At 30.2% G+C, this 22408-nt stretch carries 24 protein-coding genes; 22 read left to right on the forward strand and 2 right to left on the reverse strand.

Annotated features, from left to right (window positions below; translation table 11 throughout):
* The first annotated feature begins 2 nt into the window (after positions 1–2).
* The 11 genes from buk (at position 3) to glmM (ending at position 10299) form a co-directional block, all read left to right on the forward strand.
* Positions 3–1073 carry a butyrate kinase gene (gene buk / locus B2694_RS04635; RefSeq protein ID WP_346884742.1) on the forward strand — a complete coding sequence of 357 codons (1071 nt, stop codon included), beginning with the start codon at positions 3–5 and terminating at the stop codon, positions 1071–1073.
* A gap of 9 nt (positions 1074–1082) precedes the next feature.
* Positions 1083–1760, forward strand: a complete 678-nt coding sequence (locus B2694_RS04640; protein ID WP_346884743.1) for an ATP-binding protein — start codon at positions 1083–1085, stop codon at positions 1758–1760.
* Positions 1761–2083: 323 nt separating this feature from the next.
* The gene (locus B2694_RS04645; RefSeq protein WP_035133400.1) at positions 2084–2293 is read left to right on the forward strand and encodes a 4Fe-4S binding protein; all 210 of its coding nucleotides are present in this window, start codon (positions 2084–2086) and stop codon (positions 2291–2293) included.
* A gap of 16 nt (positions 2294–2309) precedes the next feature.
* Positions 2310–3380 carry a 3-methyl-2-oxobutanoate dehydrogenase subunit VorB gene (locus B2694_RS04650; RefSeq protein WP_035133402.1) on the forward strand — a complete coding sequence of 357 codons (1071 nt, stop codon included), beginning with the start codon at positions 2310–2312 and terminating at the stop codon, positions 3378–3380.
* Complete coding sequence (locus tag B2694_RS04655; protein WP_035133404.1) at positions 3380–4132, forward strand: thiamine pyrophosphate-dependent enzyme; 753 nt, start codon at positions 3380–3382, stop codon at positions 4130–4132. The genes B2694_RS04650 and B2694_RS04655 overlap by 1 nt, the downstream gene beginning before the upstream one ends.
* A 1-nt stretch (position 4133) precedes the next feature.
* Positions 4134–4667, forward strand: a complete 534-nt coding sequence (locus tag B2694_RS04660; RefSeq protein ID WP_035133406.1) for a 2-oxoacid:acceptor oxidoreductase family protein — start codon at positions 4134–4136, stop codon at positions 4665–4667.
* A 300-nt stretch (positions 4668–4967) separates the two neighbouring features.
* Complete coding sequence (locus B2694_RS04665; protein ID WP_346884744.1) at positions 4968–5762, forward strand: polymer-forming cytoskeletal protein; 795 nt, start codon at positions 4968–4970, stop codon at positions 5760–5762.
* A 79-nt stretch (positions 5763–5841) separates the two neighbouring features.
* Positions 5842–6465, forward strand: coding sequence for a DUF4004 family protein (locus B2694_RS04670; RefSeq protein WP_346884745.1), 624 nt, complete (start codon positions 5842–5844; stop codon positions 6463–6465).
* A 34-nt stretch (positions 6466–6499) separates the two neighbouring features.
* Positions 6500–7396, forward strand: a complete 897-nt coding sequence (locus B2694_RS04675) for a polymer-forming cytoskeletal protein (RefSeq protein WP_346884746.1) — start codon at positions 6500–6502, stop codon at positions 7394–7396.
* A 39-nt stretch (positions 7397–7435) separates the two neighbouring features.
* The gene (locus tag B2694_RS04680) at positions 7436–8731 is read left to right on the forward strand and encodes an MFS transporter (protein ID WP_346884747.1); all 1296 of its coding nucleotides are present in this window, start codon (positions 7436–7438) and stop codon (positions 8729–8731) included.
* A gap of 218 nt (positions 8732–8949) precedes the next feature.
* Positions 8950–10299 carry a phosphoglucosamine mutase gene (glmM, locus tag B2694_RS04685; RefSeq protein ID WP_346847771.1) on the forward strand — a complete coding sequence of 450 codons (1350 nt, stop codon included), beginning with the start codon at positions 8950–8952 and terminating at the stop codon, positions 10297–10299.
* A gap of 311 nt (positions 10300–10610) precedes the next feature.
* Here the strand turns inward: glmM and B2694_RS04690 are convergent, their stop codons facing one another.
* Both B2694_RS04690 and B2694_RS04695 read right to left on the reverse strand, forming a co-directional pair.
* Positions 10611–11090, reverse strand: coding sequence for a hypothetical protein (locus B2694_RS04690; RefSeq protein WP_346884748.1), 480 nt, complete (start codon positions 11088–11090; stop codon positions 10611–10613).
* Positions 11081–11296, reverse strand: coding sequence for a helix-turn-helix transcriptional regulator (locus tag B2694_RS04695; protein WP_346884749.1), 216 nt, complete (start codon positions 11294–11296; stop codon positions 11081–11083). The genes B2694_RS04690 and B2694_RS04695 overlap by 10 nt, the downstream gene beginning before the upstream one ends.
* A gap of 933 nt (positions 11297–12229) precedes the next feature.
* Here B2694_RS04695 and glmS point away from each other — a divergent pair.
* The 11 genes from glmS to B2694_RS04750 all read left to right on the forward strand — a co-directional run bounded on the left by glmS (position 12230) and on the right by B2694_RS04750 (position 22279).
* Positions 12230–14056, forward strand: coding sequence for a glutamine--fructose-6-phosphate transaminase (isomerizing) (gene glmS, locus B2694_RS04700; protein ID WP_346884750.1), 1827 nt, complete (start codon positions 12230–12232; stop codon positions 14054–14056).
* A 480-nt stretch (positions 14057–14536) separates the two neighbouring features.
* A complete protein-coding gene (lepB, locus tag B2694_RS04705; protein WP_346884751.1) occupies positions 14537–15052 on the forward strand; it encodes a signal peptidase I in 516 nt (171 codons plus the stop codon).
* 309 nt (positions 15053–15361) lie between these two features.
* Positions 15362–15703 carry a cupin domain-containing protein gene (locus B2694_RS04710; protein ID WP_346884752.1) on the forward strand — a complete coding sequence of 114 codons (342 nt, stop codon included), beginning with the start codon at positions 15362–15364 and terminating at the stop codon, positions 15701–15703.
* 17 nt (positions 15704–15720) lie between these two features.
* A complete protein-coding gene (locus B2694_RS04715) occupies positions 15721–16935 on the forward strand; it encodes an NAD(P)/FAD-dependent oxidoreductase (RefSeq protein ID WP_346884753.1) in 1215 nt (404 codons plus the stop codon).
* A 14-nt stretch (positions 16936–16949) separates the two neighbouring features.
* The gene (locus B2694_RS04720; RefSeq protein WP_346884754.1) at positions 16950–17168 is read left to right on the forward strand and encodes a DUF1450 domain-containing protein; all 219 of its coding nucleotides are present in this window, start codon (positions 16950–16952) and stop codon (positions 17166–17168) included.
* Between the two features lie 156 nt (positions 17169–17324).
* Positions 17325–18542: an MFS transporter gene (locus tag B2694_RS04725; RefSeq protein ID WP_346884755.1), complete on the forward strand. Its 1218-nt coding sequence runs from the start codon at positions 17325–17327 to the stop codon at positions 18540–18542.
* A 186-nt stretch (positions 18543–18728) separates the two neighbouring features.
* Entirely contained in the window at positions 18729–19097 is a 369-nt protein-coding gene (locus B2694_RS04730) for a hypothetical protein (protein ID WP_346884756.1), read from the forward strand.
* 521 nt (positions 19098–19618) lie between these two features.
* Positions 19619–20236, forward strand: coding sequence for an HD domain-containing protein (locus B2694_RS04735; RefSeq protein WP_346884757.1), 618 nt, complete (start codon positions 19619–19621; stop codon positions 20234–20236).
* A gap of 171 nt (positions 20237–20407) precedes the next feature.
* Complete coding sequence (locus tag B2694_RS04740) at positions 20408–21109, forward strand: 4Fe-4S double cluster binding domain-containing protein (protein WP_346884760.1); 702 nt, start codon at positions 20408–20410, stop codon at positions 21107–21109.
* Positions 21110–21345: 236 nt separating this feature from the next.
* The gene (locus tag B2694_RS04745; protein ID WP_346884758.1) at positions 21346–21837 is read left to right on the forward strand and encodes a DUF3990 domain-containing protein; all 492 of its coding nucleotides are present in this window, start codon (positions 21346–21348) and stop codon (positions 21835–21837) included.
* Complete coding sequence (locus tag B2694_RS04750; protein WP_346884759.1) at positions 21824–22279, forward strand: hypothetical protein; 456 nt, start codon at positions 21824–21826, stop codon at positions 22277–22279. Before B2694_RS04745 ends, B2694_RS04750 begins: the two co-directional genes overlap by 14 nt.
* The last annotated feature ends 129 nt before the right edge of the window (positions 22280–22408 follow it).

Consider the following 22408-nt stretch of genomic DNA (forward strand, 5'->3'; position numbering starts at 1 on the left):
AAATGGGACATAAACAATTGATAATAAATCCAGGTTCAACATCAACAAAGATAGGTGTATATGATGATGAAAATCCTATATTAGTTGAAACTTTAAGACATTCAGCAGAAGAAATAGGTAAATACAAAGAAATATATGACCAATTAGAATTTAGAAAAGAAGTAATATTACAAGTACTAAAAGAAAAAGGCTTCGATATAAAAGAATTATCAGGAGTAGTAGGTAGAGGTGGACTTTTAAAACCTATCGAAGGTGGAACTTATAGTGTAAATGATGCTATGATTAAGGATTTAAAACAAGGAGTTTTAGGACAACATGCCTCTAATCTAGGTGGAATAATAGCTCATGAAATAGCTACAGAAATAAATGTACCATCCTTTATAGTAGATCCAGTTGTAGTTGATGAGTTAGAAGATGTGGCTAGAGTATCTGGTATGCCAGAAATTGATAGAAAGAGTATATTCCATGCCTTAAATCAAAAGGCTGTAGCAAAGAGATATGCTAAAGAAACAAATACTTCTTACGAGGAGTTAAATCTTATAGTAGCTCACATGGGTGGAGGAATATCAGTAGGAGCTCATAAACAAGGAAGAGTTGTAGATGTAAACAATGCACTAGATGGAGAAGGTCCATTTTCACCTGAAAGAAGTGGAGGACTTCCAGTAGGAGATTTAGTTAAACTTTGTTTTAGTGGAAAATACACCATGGATGAAATAAAGAAAAAGATAAACGGTAAAGGCGGAATAGTAGGTTATCTACAAACTAATGATGCTAAACTTGTTGGAGACAGAGTAGCAGAAGGAGATAAAGAAGCTAAATTAATATTTGATGCTATGGCATATCAAGTAGCTAAAGAGATAGGAAGATGTGCTACAGTATTACAAGGAAAAGTTGATGCAATATTACTAACTGGTGGAATTGCATACGGAAAATATATAGTAGAATACATTAAAGAAAGAGTAGAATTTATATCACAAGTAGTTGTTTATCCAGGTGAAGATGAATTACTTGCCTTAGCAGAAGGTGGACTTAGAGTATTAACAGGTCAAGAAGCTGCTAAGGAATATAAATAGGGTGAAGCTATGAGTAGAATAAGGGTTTTTACAGGTCACTTTGGAAGTGGAAAGACAGAAATAGCAATAAATTATGCAATTAAGTTAGCTAAAGAAGGGAAAAAAGTAGCCCTTGTAGATTTAGATATAGTAAATCCATATTTTTGTATTAGAGATCTTACACAGGAACTTAAGGAAAAATATAATATAAAGGTTATATCTTCAAATCCTGAGTATGTTAATGCTGAACTTATGGTAGTACCAGCAGAAGTTAGAAGTGTATTTAATGATAAAAGTTATGAGGTAATTTTTGATATTGGAGGAGATGATTCAGGAGCAACAGCTCTTGGTCAATATAACAAACATTTTAAAGAAGAACCTTATGATATGTACTTTGTTATAAATGGTAATAGACCATTTACATCTAATGACAAAGATACTATAGAGTTTCTTAGAGATATAGAGAGAGCTTCAAGATTAAAAGTGACTCATCTAATATCTAATACAAACTTATCATATGAAACTACAAAGGAACATATAATTAAAGGGGATATGGAAATAACAGAGATCTCTAAAGAGCTAGATATTCCTCATGCCTACACTGTATGTTCAGAAGAACTTGCAGAGGAAGTGGAAGGTAAGGTTTCAGGAAAGATATTCCCGATTCACATATATATGTTGCCACCATGGAGAAAAGATTTAATTTAGCACTAATTATTAGTGCTAAGTTGACATCTTGTACTAAAAAGTGATAAATTATATATATGTAAACGTATTTATTCTATTATCCTTAGGTATATCGGACAATAAAATGTAAACGTATTACAACTTGAATGTGGGTCATAAACAGAGTTCTTTGCTTCAGAAGAAGTTTTTTACTCCCTCTGAAGGTTAGAAATCGTTATCCAGGGATGTAGCAGCTCTTTACTGCCGCTTTGAAGAAGATGGGAGTATTAGAGCTGGTAGTCATCGGATAAACAATATATAGTAAATAAAACATTCTAAACTTTCTATATAAGGAGGTAAGTATTATGGCAAAGGTAACTTTTAGGGAAGAAAGATGTAAGGGATGTGGACAATGTATAATTGCATGTCCAAAACAAATCATAACTTATTCTGAGGAACTAAATGTAAAAGGATATCATCCAGCTACAGTTACAGAAGAAAATATGCCTAAGTGCATTGGTTGTGCATCATGTGGAAAAATGTGTCCAGATCTTGTAATTACAGTGGAGAAATAATAGGGGGGAAAGATTCATGTCAGAAAAAGTTTTAATGAAGGGTAATGAAGCCATAGGTGAAGCAGCTATCCAAGCTGGTTGTCAATGTTTCTTCGGATACCCTATAACACCACAAACAGAAATATCAGCATATCTTTCAAGAAAAATGCCTAAAATAGGTAGAGTTTTTCTACAAGCTGAAAGTGAAATTGCTGCAATAAATATGGTATATGGAGCAGCAGGAACTGGAGTAAGATGTATGACATCTTCAAGTTCACCTGGAATAAGCTTAAAAGCAGAAGGAATATCTTATATAGCAGGTGCAGAACTTCCTTGTGTTATCATTAATATAGTTAGAGGTGGTCCAGGCCTTGGTGGAATTCAACCAGCTCAATCAGACTACTTCCAAGCAACTAAGGGTGGTTCCCATGGAGATTTCAATATGCCAGTATATGCACCATGTTCAATTCAAGAAATGGTAGATTTAGTACAAGATGCTTTCGATGTAGCTGATATGTACAGAACTCCAGTTATGGTTATGGGAGATGGAATGCTTGGACAAATGATGGAGCCAGTAGAGTTTAAAGAAAGAAGTGAAAAAAACCTTCCAGAAAAAACTTGGGCTGCTAATGGATTAAACGGAAGAGCTAACCATAATGTGATAAACTCCTTATACTTAAAACCTGAAGGTCTTGAAGCTCATAACTTGAAATTACAAGCAAAATATAAAGCTATAAAAGAAAATGAAACTAAGTATGAATTATATAATTGTGAAAATGAAGTAGATTTAATAATGGTTGCATACGGAACAACTTCAAGAATATGCAAGACTGTTATAAAATTGGCTGAAAAAGAAGGAATAAAATTAGGTTTAATAAGACCAATAACATTATGGCCTTTCCCAGTAGAAGCTTTTGAAAAAACTGTGGACAAAACTAAACATGGTTATGCATCAATAGAGCTTAGCTGTGGTCAAATGGTAGAAGATGTTAGACTTTCTGTTGAAGGAAGAAAACCAGTATTCTTCTTTGGAAGATCAGGTGGAATGGTTCCAAGCCCTAATGAAGTCCTTGAAAATGTTAAAAAATTCATAGGAGGTGCTAAATAATGGCAATAGTATTTCAACCAACAAAAGCATTATTAGACGTGCCTACCCATTACTGCCCAGGATGTACTCATGGAATAATCCACAGATTAGTAGGGGAAGTACTTGAAGAATTAAATGTTATAGATAAAACAATAGGTGTAGCTCCAGTTGGATGTTCAGTTTTGGCATATGACTACTTTGCATGTGATATGTTTGAAGCTGCACACGGAAGAGCACCAGCAGTAGCTACAGGAATAAAAAGATCTAATCCTGATAAAGTTGTATTCACATATCAAGGAGATGGAGACTTAGCAGCTATAGGAACAGCAGAAATTGTACATGCAGCTACAAGAGGAGAGAACATAGTTACAATCTTCGTAAATAACTGTATTTATGGTATGACAGGAGGACAAATGGCTCCAACAACATTACCAGGACAAGTTACAGAAACTTCTCCATATGGAAGAGATGTTAAGCTTCAAGGTCATCCAATAAGAGTTTCTGAAATGATATCTACATTAGATGGAGCTTGCTATGTAGAAAGAGTATCAGTAGATAATGTACCACATGTAAATAAAGCTAAAGCTGCTATTAAGAAAGCTTTCCAAAATGCCATTGCTGGAAAAGGTTTCTCAATGGTTGAGGTTTTATCAATATGCCCAACTAACTGGGGATTATCAACACAAGAGTCACTTGGATGGTTAAGAGATAACATGATGCCATTCTACACTCTAGGTGTTAAAAAAGATACAACAACTGAGGAGGGGAAATAATATGGCATCACAAGAAATAATATTTGCTGGATTTGGTGGACAAGGAATATTATCAATGGGTAAATTCTTAGCTTATGCTGGAATGGATGTTAATATGAATGTTTCATGGTTACCTTCTTATGGACCAGAAATGCGTGGAGGTACTGCAAACTGTTCTGTTATTGTTTCAGATGAAGCTGTTGGTTCTCCAATAGTAACTAACCCTACATCACTAGTTGTTATGAATAGACCTTCCCTTGATAAGTTTGAAAAAGAAATTTTACCAGGTGGACTATTAATATTAGATAGTGACTTAATCGAGAGACCAGTTGAAAGAGAAGATATTGAAGTTATAAAAATACCAGCTCAAACAGAAGCTGATAGCCTTGGAAGTAAACAAATTGCAAATATGGTGCTTCTAGGAGCATTAGTTGCAAAAACACAAATAGTTTCTATGGAAACTTTACTTCAATCTCTAAGAGATCACGGAAAAGAAAAATTCTTTGAAATCAATAGAAAAGCTCTAGAAATTGGAGCATCATACGTAGTAAAATAAGCTTATTAGCTAAAAGTGGCTTTCGCAAAATATATTTTGCGAAAGCCACTTTTTATGTATAGGACTAAGTAATAGAATAGAGATAAAGGTATAAAACTTAGTGTATAAGTTTTATACTTTTTATTTATGATAAAAATTGTATAAAAATTGAAAAAAACTATTTACAAGTGTAACAATGTTATGTTACTATAGTAATATGATAAAAGATTGTTGAATATATGGCTATTTACAATATTAAAGAGCTGCGTGTAATTAGTTGATGTAACATTATTACGTGAAAATAAAATGGAGGTATAAATTATGGTGAGTAATGAACAGTTTGGAGATTTAAAAATATCAGGTTCAGGGAGTGCTGCAGGAGGAAGATATAGGATTGCATCTATCAGTGGAAGTGGAAAAATTGTTGGAGATTTAAATTGTGAAAAATTTAGTATTAGTGGTAGTGGAAAAGTTGAAGGTGCTGTTATAAGCAATGGTTTTAGTATTAGTGGATGTGGAAAGGTAACTGGAGACTTAAACTGCGTTACTGGTAGTATCAGCGGAAGTGGTTCTGTTCTTGGTTCTATTCATGCAAAGAAATTTAACATCAGTGGAAGTGGTAAAATAGGTGGTAATTTTAAAGGTGAAGAGCTCACTGTGGCAGGAGCAGGAAGAATTGAAGGAAGAATAAATGCAACTAATGTTAAGCTTTTAGGTTCAATTAGAGTAGGTCATGGTATTGAGGGAGAGATTATAAATATTAAAGGTGTACTAAAAACCCTAGGAATGGTAAATGGGGATGAAGTAAATATAGAGTTAAATGGTGGTTGTGAGGTTGAAGAAATTGGAGCAACTAAGGTAAGAGTTTTAAAGGAATACTCTACTATGAATGCTATAGGAAGATTTATTTGTAAATTATTTAGTAAGAACTTTGGATATTTAACTATTAGAACTATTGAAGCTGATGAAATTTATTTGGAAAACACCATAGCAGATGTGGTTCGTGGAGGAAAGATTACCATAGGAGAGGGGTGTAAGATTAAAAGAATAGAATACAGTGAGAGTCTTGAAAAACTAAATTCAGAATCTGTTATTGAAGAGGAAATGAAACTATAGATTTTAAAATATTTTAATTACTAAAGATAAAAAGTTTAATTAAAGCTAAAAACTAAACTAAAAAAGAGGAGGAAATAAAGTGGAAGAAGAGTTAATTTCTAAAAAAGAAATATTAGATATGACGGGAATATCTTACGGACAACTGTATAGATGGAAGAGAAAAGAACTTATTCCAGAGGAGTGGTTTATAAAAAAATCAAGTTATACAGGTCAAGAAACATTTTTCCCTAGGGAAAAGATAATAAATAGAATAAATAAAATTATAGATCTTAAGGATGATATGCCTTTAGATGATTTAGCAGTTATGTTTACTAACAAACCTAAGGTAGATGATGTAAGAGAAGAGTATCTTATAGAAAAGGAAATTATAAGAGAAGAAACACTTCCTATATATAAGGATATATTTAGAGAAAAGGAAGAATACAATTTTAAAGATGTCTTACTCATGGATATTCTTCAAAGAGAATTTGACTTAGGAAAGTTAACCATTAGTGAAATAGAAGTTATACTAAAGCTTATTAATAAGGAATATAAAAGTATAGAAGAAAAGGATGGAACACTATATATCATAAGAAGATTAGGAATCGGGATTTGTGTAGTAGCATACAGAGAAAGAATAATTGTGGATGATGGTAGCAAAATCATAGGAGAAATAAACATTAAAAATATTATAGAAAATCTTAAAATGAGATTAATGCTATAGTTAATAATTAATAGTATAAAAATGGGGTGTAAAAATGAATTACGACAATTGTAATGATTTAAAAATAAATGATGACTGGATATCAGAAGGTGGAAACTATAGAGATATAAAAATAAGCGGAGATGGAACTATAAAAGGGGATGTTAATTGTAGAACTATCAATGTTAGTGGAGATGCAGAATTAAAAGGAAATGTATACTGTGAAGACTTGTTTAAGGTAAGTGGAGATGTGGACATAAAAAGTAGCCTGCAATGTGGAACTTTAAGGGTTAGTGGCGATGCAGATATCCATGAAAACTTATCTGTAAAAGACGAATTAAAGGTAAGTGGAGATGTAAATGTTGATGGAAGAGTGGATTGTGGAACTCTTAAAATAAGTGGGGATATAGAGGTAAAAAGTAATCTATATTGCAGTGGTCTATTTCATTTAAGTGGAGATGCGAATATGGGAGGAAACTTGAAAGCTGATAAAATAGAAGCTTCAGGAGATATAGAATGTGGAGGTAAAATTACTGGGGGAGATATAGTCATATCTGGAGATATAACTGTAAAGGATGGCATAGAAGGAGAAAAGATAACTATAAGTGGGGATATAAACAGTAATGGACTAATAAATGGTGATGAGATATACATTACCATGTCAGGAAACCATCATATTAAAGAAATAGGTGGAAGATTTGTAGCAGTAACAGAAAATATATCAAGGAATGGAATAATAGGTTCACTATTTTCAAATTCATTTAAAAATAAAGGAAGCCTTCAATGTGAATGTATAGAAGGAGATGACATACTACTTAAAAATTCTAAAGTAGATATAGTAAGAGGGAAAAATGTTACCATAGGAAAAGGTTCAATAATTAACAAAGTTGAATATTCAGGGGAACTTATCATAGAAGATAATGGAATAGTTAAAGAATCTATAAGGATATAAGTATTAACAGTAAATATACTTTACAATGAGGGGGAAATCATGGAGGATAAATTAAAAAATCATGGAGAAAATATAAGGTTATGGAATAAGAATTTTTTCTTGCTTTGGCAAGGACAACTAGTATCTATGCTGGGGGACATATTATATATTATGGCATTAAACTTTTGGATACTAGATATTACTGGATCTACTGGACTCATGGGGCTACTAAGTGCGCTTACAATGCTACCAAGAATAGTTTTAGGACCTTTTGCAGGAGTTTTTGTAGATAAGTGGAATAGAAGAAATATTATAGTTATAACAGATTTCATAAGAGGTGTAGTTGTTACTTTCGTAGGTATTGCAGGTATATTTGGATTTATACAGATATGGATGGTGTTTGGAGTTGGGATAATTAGTGGATTATGTTCTGCTTTCTTTGGTCCAGCAGTAAGTTCTATAAAACCAGAATTAGTTCATGAGTCTAAATTTGTAAAAGCTAATTCAGTTACAAGTCTTGCAACATCTGGTATGGATATGATAGGGAGTGCTATTGCTGGACTTATATATATTGCTATAGGTGCTCCATACATGTTTTTAGCTAATGGTATATCTTATTTAATTTCAGCTTTTACAGAAATGTTTATAACTGAACCTAAAAGAGAGAAAAAAGATGATAAAATTACTTTTGTAGATGATTTTAAAGAAGGATTTAGATTCCTTTGGAACTTTAAGGTATTAAGAAACTTATTCTTACTTGCATCATTACTAAATTTGTTTGCTAATGCTGCATTTATATTAATACTCCCATATTTTAAAACTATGTCCTTCCTAGGTGAAGAAAGGTACGGATTTTTTATGGCAGTGATTCCTATGGGAATGTTAATAGGTAGTGGACTTTTATCAATAATTAATATAAAAAAGAATCAGAAGTTTAAAATTTATAAATTTGGTGCATTGATATGTCTTGGAACATTACCTTTTGTATTTATAGTGGAAAATTTTTATGTAATGATACCTATAGCATTTATATCCTTTTTATGTAATGTAGTCTTTAATACTATATTTAATTCTGCAATAATGCTTGTAGTACCATCAGACAAGAGAGGCAAGATTGGAGCATTAATGAGTACAATAAGTGGAGGGTTACAGCCAATAGGAGCTTTAGTTGGTGGAGTCTTAGGTGAATTTTTACCTATAAGAGTAGCAGTATTATCTCTTCTAGGAGTGTCATTTATATTCACTATAGCCTTGGTTTTTGTTAAAGGAAGTAAAGAATTAATGGAGTATGAAAGCAGTGATGGTACTGTAGAAGAGCTTATAGAGAAAACAAATGGTATTGTATTAGAAAGTTAATATGAGATAAGAATAATATATAATAAAAGCAACACAGTTTTTGTGTTGCTTTTGTTCATATAGAATGTATAATGGTAAACTGTTATTGTTATGATACATAATTTGTATTATAATTAACCTGTATGTTGTAATGAAAATTTCACATAGTAATGTAAACTTAATAGAAAAAATAAGATTATTGAAGATAAAAAATCATACTAAGAGGAGAAGATTTATATATGAGTAGAATGTTTGGAACTGATGGAGTAAGAGGAATTGCTAATAAGGAATTAACTGTAGACCTTGCATATAAACTTGGAAAAGCGGGAGCATTAGTTTTAACTCAGTGTACTAGCAAACCTAGAATAATCGTTGGAATGGATACAAGAATATCTGGAGATATGCTTGAATCAGCTTTAGTTGCAGGGATTTTATCAGTAGGAGCAGAAGCTCTTTGTTTAGGAGTAGTTCCAACTCCAGCCGTTGCATATTTAACAAAGAAGTATAAGGCAGAAGCAGGGGTTGTAATATCTGCATCACATAATCCTGTTGAATATAATGGTATTAAGTTTTTTAATAAAGATGGATTTAAATTAAGTGATGAATTAGAAGATAAAATTCAAAAGTTAATAGAAAGTGATTTTGAAGGAATCAATATTCCTACAGGAGGAATGTTAGGTAGAAAATACATAGGAGAAGATGCTATAAATGACTATGTAGAATTTGCTAAATCTACTATTGATGGTGATTTAAGTGGTATGAAAATTGCCGTTGACTGTGCCAATGGTGCAGCTTATAAAACGTCAGTAAAAGCGTTAAAAGAACTAGGAGCAGAAGTTTTTATAATTAATAGTGATCCAGATGGAATCAATATAAATAAGGATTGTGGATCAACTCATCCTGAGGACCTAATGAAATTTGTTGTTGAAAATAGATGTAACTTAGGATTAGCTTTTGATGGAGATGCAGATAGATGCCTTGCAATAGATGAAAAAGGAAATCTTGTAAATGGAGATTTCATGATGGTAATAGCAGCTAAACACCTTAAATCTATAGGTAAATTAAACCATGATACAGTTGTTGTAACTGTTATGAGTAACCTTGGACTTCACATAGCTTTAAAAGAAGCTGGAATTAAAACTGTTAGTACTAAAGTTGGGGATAGATATGTATTAGAAGAGATGGCTAAAGAGGGCTATTCTATTGGAGGAGAGCAATCAGGTCACGTTATATTCTTAGATTTCAATACAACAGGAGATGGTTTAGTTTCAGGTCTTCAACTTGCAGAGACAGTAAAGAGTACTGGAAAGCCTTTAAGTGAACTTGCAGCAACAATGAAGGAATTACCACAAGTATTAGTAAATGCTAAGGTACCAAACAACATGAAGGACATCCATGAAAAAGATGAAGAAATCATGGCAGATATAAAAGCAATGGAAGACAAAATGGCAGGTTGCGGTAGAGTATTAATAAGACCTTCAGGTACAGAACCGCTAGTAAGAGTAATGCTAGAAGGTGAAAATCAAGAAGAGATAGACAAAATGGCTCATGACCTAGCTAAAAAAATAGAGGAAAAAGCAAATAGATAAAAATAGTAGGCTTTTACAAAATAAATTAATCTAAAAGAAATGTTGAGCATGCCCATATATTATTAACGCTCAGCCGTTTCGGAATATTGATTTACTAAAGCATTTATTCAAGGAAAAATCTATAACACAACAACTCGTATACACTCAAGCAAGTTGTGTTACTTAACGATTTTACCATTCATAAATACTAAGTAAATCTAATATCCCTCCAAATGGCATTCGCTAACAATAATATAAAGTGCAAGCTCAACACTCTATATCAGATTAATGATATATTTTGTAAAAGCCTGTTTTTTACTTATAAAATTCAATTAGAGTTTTTTACTATAGTATACTTGTAGGATAACAAATATAACCATAAATATAATAAGGACAGTCCATAGAGTCCAGAATACAGCAAGGTTAAAAATTCCAGATATCATCAAACCGATATATGCAAGAATATTTAATATAATAGCAGCAGAGTACAAAGATTTTTGTGTGATTAATTGATTTCTTTCATCTTGTTCTTCTAATCTTTTTTCTTTTAATTTCTTTTCATCTTTTAAAAGTTTTTTTATCTTAATGATAAATATTAAACCTATTGTAATTAGTGAAGCGCCGATTCCTGTATAAAATCCACTTAAAAAATCAGGTAGATAATTATATTTTCCAATAGAGAATATAAAGCTAATAGCTAGAGTGGCTACTCCTAGAATAATCACAATGTAAAGTAAAGAAATTCTTTTCTTTAGTACTTTTTTGTAGTCCTTATCCGTTGTTGCATTAGATAGAATGGCTTTTAATAACATAAATTTTCCTCCTCTAAATCAAAAATAAAGATATCTTCAATATTCATTTCAAAATATTGAGCAATTTTATGGGCCAGCACCAATGAAGCTTTATACTTCCCGTTTTCTAAAGAGATAATTGTTTGTCTAGTAACATTTACGGCATCAGCAAGTTCACTTTGCGTAACACGTTTTTCTTTTCGAAGTTCTTGGATTTTATTTTTCAACTTATCACATCCTGTTCTATTAATATTATTTGTAATAAATATTAGAATTTAAATGTATAGTATGCTTTACAATTTAAGTATAGTACGCTTTACATTCCATGTCAAGCTTACTATACATTTTTATATTATTTATTTTATATTTTAAATGTGAAAAACCTGGAAGGCCGCATGGGGAGAACAACTAGTTAACTAGTTATATAGTTTTATAGGTAAATAGATTTATAGTTTCATAGTTAAATATTTATATATAAAAAATTTTAGCTATGTTTATATATAAATATTTGTATAATTCACATTAGAATTAAATAAATATTAATAATTGTGGAATTAATTTGAAATAAAATAATATTTAATTGAATAATATTATAATTAGGATATGTATATATAGATGAATTTCATTTAATAGACACTATTAATAAATACCATTGACCAAAATGTATTAAATGAATATAATATAATGAGGTTAATTGGTTTTAGATTTTGGATAAATAAATATTAAAATTTGGTTTTAAAAATTAATTTTAATATTAAGTTCACAAACTTTATTATTCTTTATATCGTATATGTGGAGTATGAGTAGAGGAGAGTATATAAAATGTGGACATCCTAACTCTTTTAAAATACACTTTGAAAACCAAGTGTTGGAAAGGAGGAAATAGTCTAACCACATAACTAAGCGCCAGGACTCCGAGGAGTTGACGAGGATGGGGAGTATCGAATCTTCGGCGGGTGCCCCACGGTATCGCACTACCGTTAACGATTGATAAAGACAGGAAGTGATTCCTGTTACAAAGCAATCTGGTGTAAAACCTTAACTAAATGTGGATAAGTTGATAAGTATTTTTAAAGATCATACTAAATCAAAGGTTTTTCTTATTCATATAGAGTTAAATCTAATTTGAAATAGAAGACATTTAGGAGGAAGATTTTTTTATGTGCGGAATAGTAGGTTATTTTGGAAAGAGAGAAGCAGCACCACTGCTTATTGAAGGATTAAGTAAACTGGAGTATAGAGGATATGACTCAGCTGGAGTATCTATACTAAATGAGAAGGGTATTGATCTTACAAAATGCAAAGGTAGACTTGCAAATTTAGAGGAAAAGTTAGAAGAAGACCCAATAAAAGGACATATAGGTATAGGACACACTAGATGGGCTACTCATGGTAAGCCATCAGATTTAAATTCACACCCTCATACTAATGTGGATGGAACTATATCTGTAGTTCACAATGGTATTATAGAAAACTATATGGAACTTAGAGAATGGCTTATGGAAAAAGGCTATGAGTTTAAGTCAGAAACAGATACTGAGGTTATTCCAAACCTTGTAGATTTCTACTATAAAGGGGATTTGCTAAAGGCAGTAATGGAAGTTACTAAAAAGCTAGAAGGAAGCTATGCTATAGGAGTTATAGCCGCTAATGAGCCTGATAAACTAGTAGCTGTAAGAAATGAAAGCCCATTAATAGTTGGTCTTGGAGAAGATGAAAACTTCATTGCTTCAGACATACCAGCTGTATTAAATCAAACAAGAAAAGTTTATCTTTTAGAAGATAAAGAATTTGTTGTTATGACTAAAGATGGAATAAAAATATATGACCAAAATGAAAAAGAAGTTAAGAAAGAAGTATTTAATGTAACTTGGGATGCTGATGCTGCTGAAAAAGGTGGATATGATCACTTCATGATGAAGGAAATCCATGAGCAACCAAAGGCTATAAGAGATACTATGGCTTCAAGGATTATTCCTGGTCAACCTATAAGAATCGATGATATAACTATTACAAAAGAACAAATAGAAAAATTAAACAAGGTATATATAGTAGCATGTGGAACTGCATACCATGCTGGATTAGTTGGAAAAAATATTATTGAAAAACTTGCTAGAATACAAGTTGAAGTAGATATAGCATCTGAGTTTAAATATAGAGATCCAATAATAGACGAAAACACTCTTATGATAGTTGTTAGCCAATCTGGAGAAACAGCAGACACTATGTCAGCTTTAAGACTTGCTAAGAAAAAGGGTGCTAGAGTAATAGCTGTTACTAATGTAGTTGGAAGCTCAGCTTCAAGAGAAGCCGATGATATACTATACACTTGGGCAGGTCCAGAAATAGCAGTTGCATCAACAAAGGCTTATGTAACTCAATTAATAGCTATGTACACAATTGCTCTATTCTTTGCAGAGCAAAAGGGTACAGTAGCTCAAGATAAGATAGAAGCTATTAAAACAGAAATGTTAGCTCTTCCAGAAAAAGCAGAAGCAGCACTTAAGTGTGATGATGCAGTTAAGGCTCTAGCAGCTAAAACTTGCTGTGAAAATAACATGTTCTTCCTAGGAAGAGGCCTTGATCATGCTATAGCAATGGAAGGATCTTTAAAATTAAAAGAGATATCTTATATTCATTCAGAAGCTTATGCTTCAGGAGAATTAAAACATGGCCCAATAGCTTTAATTGAAGAAGGAACAGTAGTAGTGACTATGGCAACTCAAGAAGACTTATTTGATAAGACTGTAAGTAATATGAAAGAAGTTATTGCAAGAGGAGCTAGAGTGTTTGCAGTAGCTCAAGAAGGTCACACAGATATAGAAAAATCTGTAGAATCAGCAATCTACATTCCAAAAGTAATGGACTTATTAGCTCCAGTTATAGCTATAATTCCGATGCAACTATTCTCTTACTACATGTCCATGGAAAAAGGTTGCGATGTAGACAAGCCGAGAAATCTTGCAAAATCAGTTACTGTTGAATAGATAGCAGAAGCGTGATGTAAAAATATTAAATTTTAAGATAAATATTTATTATTTGTAATAAGATTGAATTAAAAATTTATAAAGTATAAAAGCATATAAGACTAGACATTTTAAAATAAAAATGTCTAGTCTTTTTTTATAATTTTATAAATTATTTATTATTAGGGAGGAGAATTATGATTATATTTTTGGTAATAACTTTATTGTTGGGTGGTATGTTTTCATTTTTAGGTTGAGTAATAAAATTACAAAATGCTGGGGATATGGTTAATGGATTTAATAATAAATAAGATGATAAGGAAAAAATATCAAAAATAATGGGTTAACCAATAGTATTAAAGTGTTAATTAGTCTAGGGGGGATTAAGTTGAAAAAGTATTCTATCATTGATTTATTTAAATATGTAATAATATTTTCATGTATTTCATATATAATTGGAATGATAATTGTGTTTTCTTTCAATTGTTGGAGGTTTTTTATATGAGAAAGTTCTTATCTGAAAAAAAGTTTAATAGAAAAATTTTTATATTAATGATTTGTTTATTTTCATTTGGATATGGGTTAAAAGGTGCAGTAAAGGTATTTGAAATGCAGCTTGGGTATGCAACTGCATCAGGAAATTCTATGAATAAAACAATTAAAAATAAAGCAAAATTATTAGTTACCTATGATAAAAAGATAAAACTTAAAAGAGGCGATATTGTAAGTGTACTGGTGTATGAAAATGATAAACCTATAATAATACTAAAGCGGATAATTGCATTACCTAACGAAACTATTATTTTAGATAAATCAAAAGTTTATGTTAATGGGAAATTACTAGATGAACCATATGTATATTATTCTATAGAAATAAATGATAATATGGAAATTTCCTTAAAAGAATATGAATACTTTGTTATGGGAGATAATCGAATAAAGTCAACAGATTCTCGTAATATAGGACCTATACCTAGAGAACAAATAGTAGGTAAAATATTGAAATATGAAAATTAAGTTAGGAATAATCTTATAAGGACTTGCTAAATATAGCTTGAAATTAAGAAAGTGTAATAAAGCATAGATTTTATAGGAATGTTTAATGATGTATATGAACCTATATTTAATCAGTGTAAATATATTCAAGATTATTTAAAAGCTAATAGGTATGTAAGCTAAGAACAGTAAGGTGTTCTTAGCTTATATTATTTTTATAACTTATTATACTTTAAAAAGATATTTAATAATAATATGAAAATTACATAATACTAATAGCATAAGAATTATATTATATAATACTAACCAAAGATGAAGGAGAATTAATTTATGAAAATAGAAAAAATATCTGACAAAATAATGTACAATGATGAATCCTTAACTAAGAAAATAATTTATAAAGAAGATAAGATATTGAATTTTGTTTTAAATTTTAGACCAGGGCAAGGAGTGCCACCACATAATCATGAGCAAAGTGATTTACTTATTCATGTACTTTGTGGAGATGGTGAAATGACTGTAGATGGAAATTTAAATAAAATAACACAAGGAGATGTAATTCATTGTAAAGGAGTAGAAGTGTTTAGTATAAAAAATACTGGCAATGATAATATGTCATTATTTGTAGTATTAGCTCCAAACCCATCAGCAGTATATTCAAAAGGAATATAAAAGGGTGGTGAATTAATATGACAAATAGGATTATTATAATCGGAAATGGAATAGCAGGAATTACTGCGGTGAAAGCCATAAGAGAAGTAGATAAAGAGTCAGAAGTATTTATATTTGGAGAGGAGAAATTTTACCCATATAACAGAATAAAATTGTCTAAGAATCTATTTGATGAACTCTCTGAAGATAATACTCTTCTTCTAAAGAAATCTTGGTATGAAGAAAATAAGGTTAATATTTACGTAAGCAAAAAAGTAACAAAGATTAATATTGAAAATAAAGAAGTAGTTTTATGTGATAAAAGTATACTTAAGTATGACAAACTTTTGTTAGCAAATGGAGCAAGAAATAATAAACCTCCAGTTGAAGGCATAGAAAAAGTCGGTGTCTTTAACTTAAGAACGTTACAGGATGCATGGGATATTAAAAGTAAAATAAAAAAAGGTGAAAATGTTATAAACATTGGTGGAGGAATACAAGGATTAGAAACTGCTTGGAATTTGAATCAGCATGGAATCAATGTTTCTATTGTTGAGATTCAATCTAGACTAATGCCAAATCAATTAGATGAAAGGGCATCTAAAATACTTCAGGATTCAGTAGAAAAGTTTGGCATTAATATATACTTAAATACGAGAGTTAATAAAATAGCAGGAAATAATGAGGTTCAAGGTGTTGTAACAAGTTCAGATGAATTTATGCCTTGTAACAAAGTTATATATTCTGCTGGAATAAAGCCTAATATAGAAATGTTTGAAGATACGCCTATTAAGTGTGAAAAAGGAATTGTTATAAATGAAAAGATGGAAACTAATATAGCAGATATATATGCAGCAGGTGATGTTGCTGAACTTGATAACTTTGTTCCAGGACTGTGGAATATATCAATAGGCCAGGGTAAAGTTGTAGGATATAATATTATAGGAAAAGATAGTACTTATAAGCATATTGTTCCTGTTACTACTTTAAACGCTTTTAAATTATCCTTATTTTCTATGGGATGTGTAGATGAAAATAATGCAACTAATGTTCTTGTAGAGGATAATGATGAAGGTCAATATATGAAGGTGTTTGTAAGAGATAGAAAAATAGTAGGGGCTATTGTAATTGGAGATACGAAACGATCACCAATATTAAAATCAGCCATAGAAAAAGAAATATCCTTAGAAGCTATTGATTTATCTAAAATTTCAGTAACAGAATTATTGGATAACATACAAAGTAAAAAATAAAGGAGAGAATAAATATGACAGAAATAAAATTTTGTGAAAATAATTTTACATATGGAACTGAAGATACCATGAAGAAATTACAAGAGAATTATCCTGACGTAGATGTAACAGTAGAATCATGCTTAGGATATTGTGGAGACTGTGCCACTAATCCATATGCACTTGTTAATGACGAAATGATTCTGGCAGATTCGGCAGATGAATTATATGATAAAATTGAAGAGTTAATATAAAGACTTTAAATCATATTGATAACACATAAATATGCTCTTTTTCAATAATTTATTTCCCTAACTTAATTATATCACTTAAAAAATGCAAAATATAGACTTTAAATTTCTAAATTTTGCTATTAAACTAAAGATAATAATTGTTTAGGGGATGGTGCTTTGTACAAAGATTTATTTAAAAATAAAAACTTTACTTTGTTATCTATTGGAGGACTTATTTCTTCTATAGGAGATTATCTTTACAATATAGGTGTAACTGTATACATATATAGCTTAACAAAATCCGTTGGTGCAGTGGCTCTTATGTGGCTTTCTAGGAGTGTTTTAAGAATTCCTATGCTGTATTTATCAGGACTCATAGCTGATTCTTATAATAAGAAAAGGGTTATTATGGTTACTAATCTAGTTAGTGTAATTTTTGCTTTTCTCTTTATTTTTATTAATGAACAGAGATTATGGCTCGTGTATATTCTAGCATTTATTCTGCAATCTCTTAATGACATTGATGTAAGCTCTGAAACTGCCATTCTTCCTGAATTAGTATCTAATGAAGAGCTGTCCTACTCTAATTCTATTTTTTCATTTTTACAATCCACCAGTGTATTTCTTTCTCCTGCCATTGGAGGAGTTCTTTATAAGCTTTATGGTAGCAATATTTTGTTTACTATAAATGCTATAAGCTTCTTAATTGCTGGAGTCTTATTTAGTCTAATTAAATATGACTTTATAAAGTCTGATAAAGCTGCAACAAGGTCTGGAATAATAAAAAGTGGCATTGAAGGATATAAGATACTTTCAAGATATTCTAGTGTTAAAACTGTATTTATTATAATGAGCATGTTTGCAGTATTAGGAAGGTTTTATGAAACCTATAAAGTAGCAGTTTCTGATGTTTTATTAAATCTAAACCCAGAAGGCATTATTTACTTTTCTTATGCTTTGGCTCTTGGAGGACTTTCAGTACCTTTCGTAGTTAAGGTATTATCTAAGAAAAATCATATAACATTATTTACTCTTTCTACAGTAATTATTGGTATTAGCTATATTATATTTGGATATTCACAAAGCTTTATTATAACCTTTGGAATTTTAATTATCTTAGGTTTAGCTCAAAACCTTCAGGGGATATATTCTAGCACTATAATTCAAAATAGCATACCTAAAGAGTATCTTGGAAGAGTATTCTCCTTCTACAAAATACTACTAACTCTCTTTGCTATCCTAGGACTTTTAATTGCTACTCCACTATACAATTTAATCGGTATAGGTAACTCCTTTACAAGCATTGCAGTTATACTAATTATCTTATGTGTCTTGAATTTAAAAAGGAGTTTTAATAGAGATGTAGATGAGGGTTTAGATATTAGTGAGATATAAATATTTAGGCTAATTTTAGTTATTAATATTGAAATAAAGTGACTATCTCCAAAGGAAATTAGTCACTTTATTTCTGGATTTTTATAGTTTATGATATATATTTTTACTTTTTTAACAATTTTATTATTTTAGAATATAATAAATTATAACCAATAAATAAAAATTTAATTTTTAGGAGGAATATAAGTGGGTTATGATTTTTTAATTGCTAAAACACATTTAGAAAGTTTAGAGCACGGTGAAACAATATTCGTTAAAGTAAATTCAAATGCATCATATGTATGCTGTGTGACAGTTTATTATTATATAAATGGGGAACAAGTTAAACAATCAACGGATGGTATATTGAGCCATGGAAAAGCAGTGCTTGTAATTCCTAGGAGTGCACGTAATATTGATATAGTAGTAGAAGATGAAAGATGGATTGGAATATGGAGCACGATATATAGTGACCATATTTTATCAATTGATAAGGATATCACAGTTACAGTTGATGGTTGGCTATATAAAGAAAAGGTTAAAGTAGAAGTAGATCAAAATACTGATGCGAATTAATTTGAAGATTTAAAAGTTTAGGATTATTATAATAGGGGCAATGAGGTCATACGTGTAAGCTAGACCACATTACCCCAGATTATAAATTATAAATTTTAGGAATTAAAAAATGAACCGGGAACACTATAAAATAAAAATAACCCATTTACTATATAAGTGTTTAGAATATAGTTATATTTTCTAAAAATGTAAATTATATTTTTATCATAGAGTTTAAATACAGTAAAAATAGAAATGTATCAAATATTCTTAGATTAAAAGATTAATTTGCAGATAGTATATTTACCATATATACAAGTTGTAAAATTAACAAATGACTTACATGAATTTTTTACTTTATGTAATAATTTTATTTGCATATGCTATTAATATGAAAATTTAAAACAAAAACCATGATTCTTAAAAATAAGTTTCATGGTTTTTTCATTTAAAGGGATTTGAATGGTGACTATAGAATAGTTTAGATAAAGTTATGAAAAAATTTAAACTATTAATTTATTTAAGTAATAAGGAGAAGAATCATGGAAGAGTTGAAATACAAAGTTCCCAATCGAAAGATAGCTGAAGGAATATTAGAGGAAGCATCTATTTTAAATCCTGGTCCATGGGTGGAACACTCAAGATATGTAGCAGAGGCAGCAGCTTTAATTGCTCAATATGATAGGGATTTGGATGAAGATACAGCTTATGTACTGGGATTGCTTCACGATATTGGAAGAAGGAATGGTAGACATTATGTAAGACATGCTATTGATGGATATAATTATGCATTAGAAAATGGATATGATTTTGTGGCTAGAATTTCAATCACTCATGGTTTTTTATGCAGTAATGTAGATGATATATGTGGAGAAATGGATTTAACTAAAACAGAATACGACTTTATTAAAAATTATTTAGGTAATATTGAATATAATTCATACGATAAATTAATTCAATTATGTGATGTACTGGCTCTTCCATCAGGGTTTTGTTTAATAGAAAAAAGGATGGTTGATGTGGTTATGAGATATGGGTTTACTGATTTTACACTAGAGAAATGGAAGAAAACCTTTGAAATAAAAGAATATTTTGAGGGTAAAATAGGAAAATCTATTTATAGTATCCTGCCAGGAGTAGAAAAAAATACTTTTAATTAAACTTTTAAAGAAAGTGCAAAACATGTAAGTATAAAATTGTTAAAAAGAAAAGAGAAACTCCTGAAGAATGTATTATAAGAGAAATTAAAGAAGGACTTATTGTGAAATTAGTGATTTAAAACTATTTTAAATTTATGTTATCAATTCTTTGAGTTAGGAGAAAGTATTGTGATGGAGAATGAATTAAAGTCATATCTAAAAAGTCTATGGGCATCATTGGTTGGATTTGCGGATTTAAATAGCCTTAATACTTCATTGCATAATAATCTAAAGTATGGTATTGCATTTGCAATAAAATTAAAGCCTAAAGTTATACAAGGTATTTATGAAGGACCAACAAAAGAATATTATGAAGAATACAAAAAAATAAACAAAGAACTTGATGATATCGCTATATACTGTGTAAGATACATAGAGAAGCAGGGATATAGTGCATTAGCTCAAACTTCAACATATGTTACTAGTGATGAAAATTTGACTACTTATTTACCTCATAAGACAGTTGCTACACGGGCAGGAATGGGTTGGATTGGCAAAAGTGCTCTTTTAATTACTCAACAATATGGTAGTGCAGTTCGTATCTCTTCAGTACTAACTGATATGCCAGTCATACCAGATATGCCTATCAATGATTCTAGGTGCGGAAAATGTAGTAAGTGTGTTGATGCTTGCCCAGCAACAGCAATAAAAGGTAAGTTGTGGAATATAAATTCAACAAGAGAAGAACTATTAGATCCTTTTAAATGTCGTAAAAAAGCAAGAGAACTACTAAAACAAAGAATAGGAATAGAAATGTCTTTATGTGGAAAGTGTATTGAGATATGTCCGTATACACAGCAATATATTAAAAGAAATTCCCATAGGTATGATTAGAAATATTTTAGTGATATTTAAGTAAAGATGATTTTAAAAAGTTAGAAGGAAATATGAAAAATAAAGAATAACCTAGGTATAATCATTTAAAATTATTTGCTAAGTTTTAAATTTCATTTTATCAGAATGCTAAAGATACTATAATTAAGGCATTAGGAGTAGGATGAGAACAGTTTTTTTACAATGATTAGGATGTATAGATGAGAATATATGCAAGAAAATATAGGTGGAACGTAATGAAGAGTAAAATTTTATATCATGGAAGTTTAGATATATTAACAGAGCCTTTTGTAAGGGCAACAAAATTTTATAAAGATTTTGGATGGGGATTTTACTGTACAAATATAAAAAAGCAAGCATACAAATGGGCAATAAGAAGAAGTAATGAAAAAGGTGTTATAAATAGTTATACTTATGTTGAAAATTCAAATTTAAAGATATTGAAATTTGAAGATTTAAATGATGAATGGTTAGATTTTATTGCTAGCTGCAGAGTAGGAAATCAACATGATTACGATATAGTTGAAGGTGCTATGGCTGATGATGTAATATGGGATTGGGTATCAGATTTTTTAGAAGGAACAGTAAGTAGAACTGCATTTTGGGAATTAGTTAAATTTAGACATCCAACTTATCAAATAAGTTTTCATACTCCAAGAGCATTTCAATGTTTAAAATATAATGATCATGAATTTGTTACAGGAGTTGATGATAGTGCAATTAAGTAATAAAGAAAAAGATAATTTATATTATTTATGCTATGTTATTGAAGTTTTAGGTAGAAAGACTAATAATAGAAGAAAAACAATTGTCAGTGCTTTAGAGAAAAGTAATATTGAGTTTATATATCTAAACGCAGAAGTTATGCACTCAGAATCAATTGATGCAGTCTGTCATGAGTTTATAGAAAAGTGTAATATTAAGTATGGTGATTATGATATTGAAGTATATTGTAAAGATAAACCTCCAAGAGCATTAGCAATAGGTAGATTGTATAGCAGATTAATAATATCATTACTTGAAGATGAAGATGATTTAATAAGTAAAACAATAGAAGTATTAAGTTCCTGGTTAGTGGATGAGATAACAAATTTTAATTCATCATTATATTATAGTGTTTTAGGATACTTAAAGGAATGTTATTTGCAAGGAGAAATTTTAGACTATTAATTTATTTGATTGCTATAAAAATATATAAATATAAAGTTGTTCCAAAGGAGAGAGAAATTCAGGAGATAACCTGAATTTCTTTTTTTAGAAAATTAAAGGAAAATATGTTTTGGCAAATTGCAATAACAA

The sequence above is a fragment of the Clostridium sp. UBA4395 genome (assembly GCF_002390995.1).
In the GTDB taxonomy this organism is placed as follows: domain Bacteria; phylum Bacillota; class Clostridia; order Clostridiales; family Clostridiaceae; genus Clostridium_J; species Clostridium_J sulfidigenes.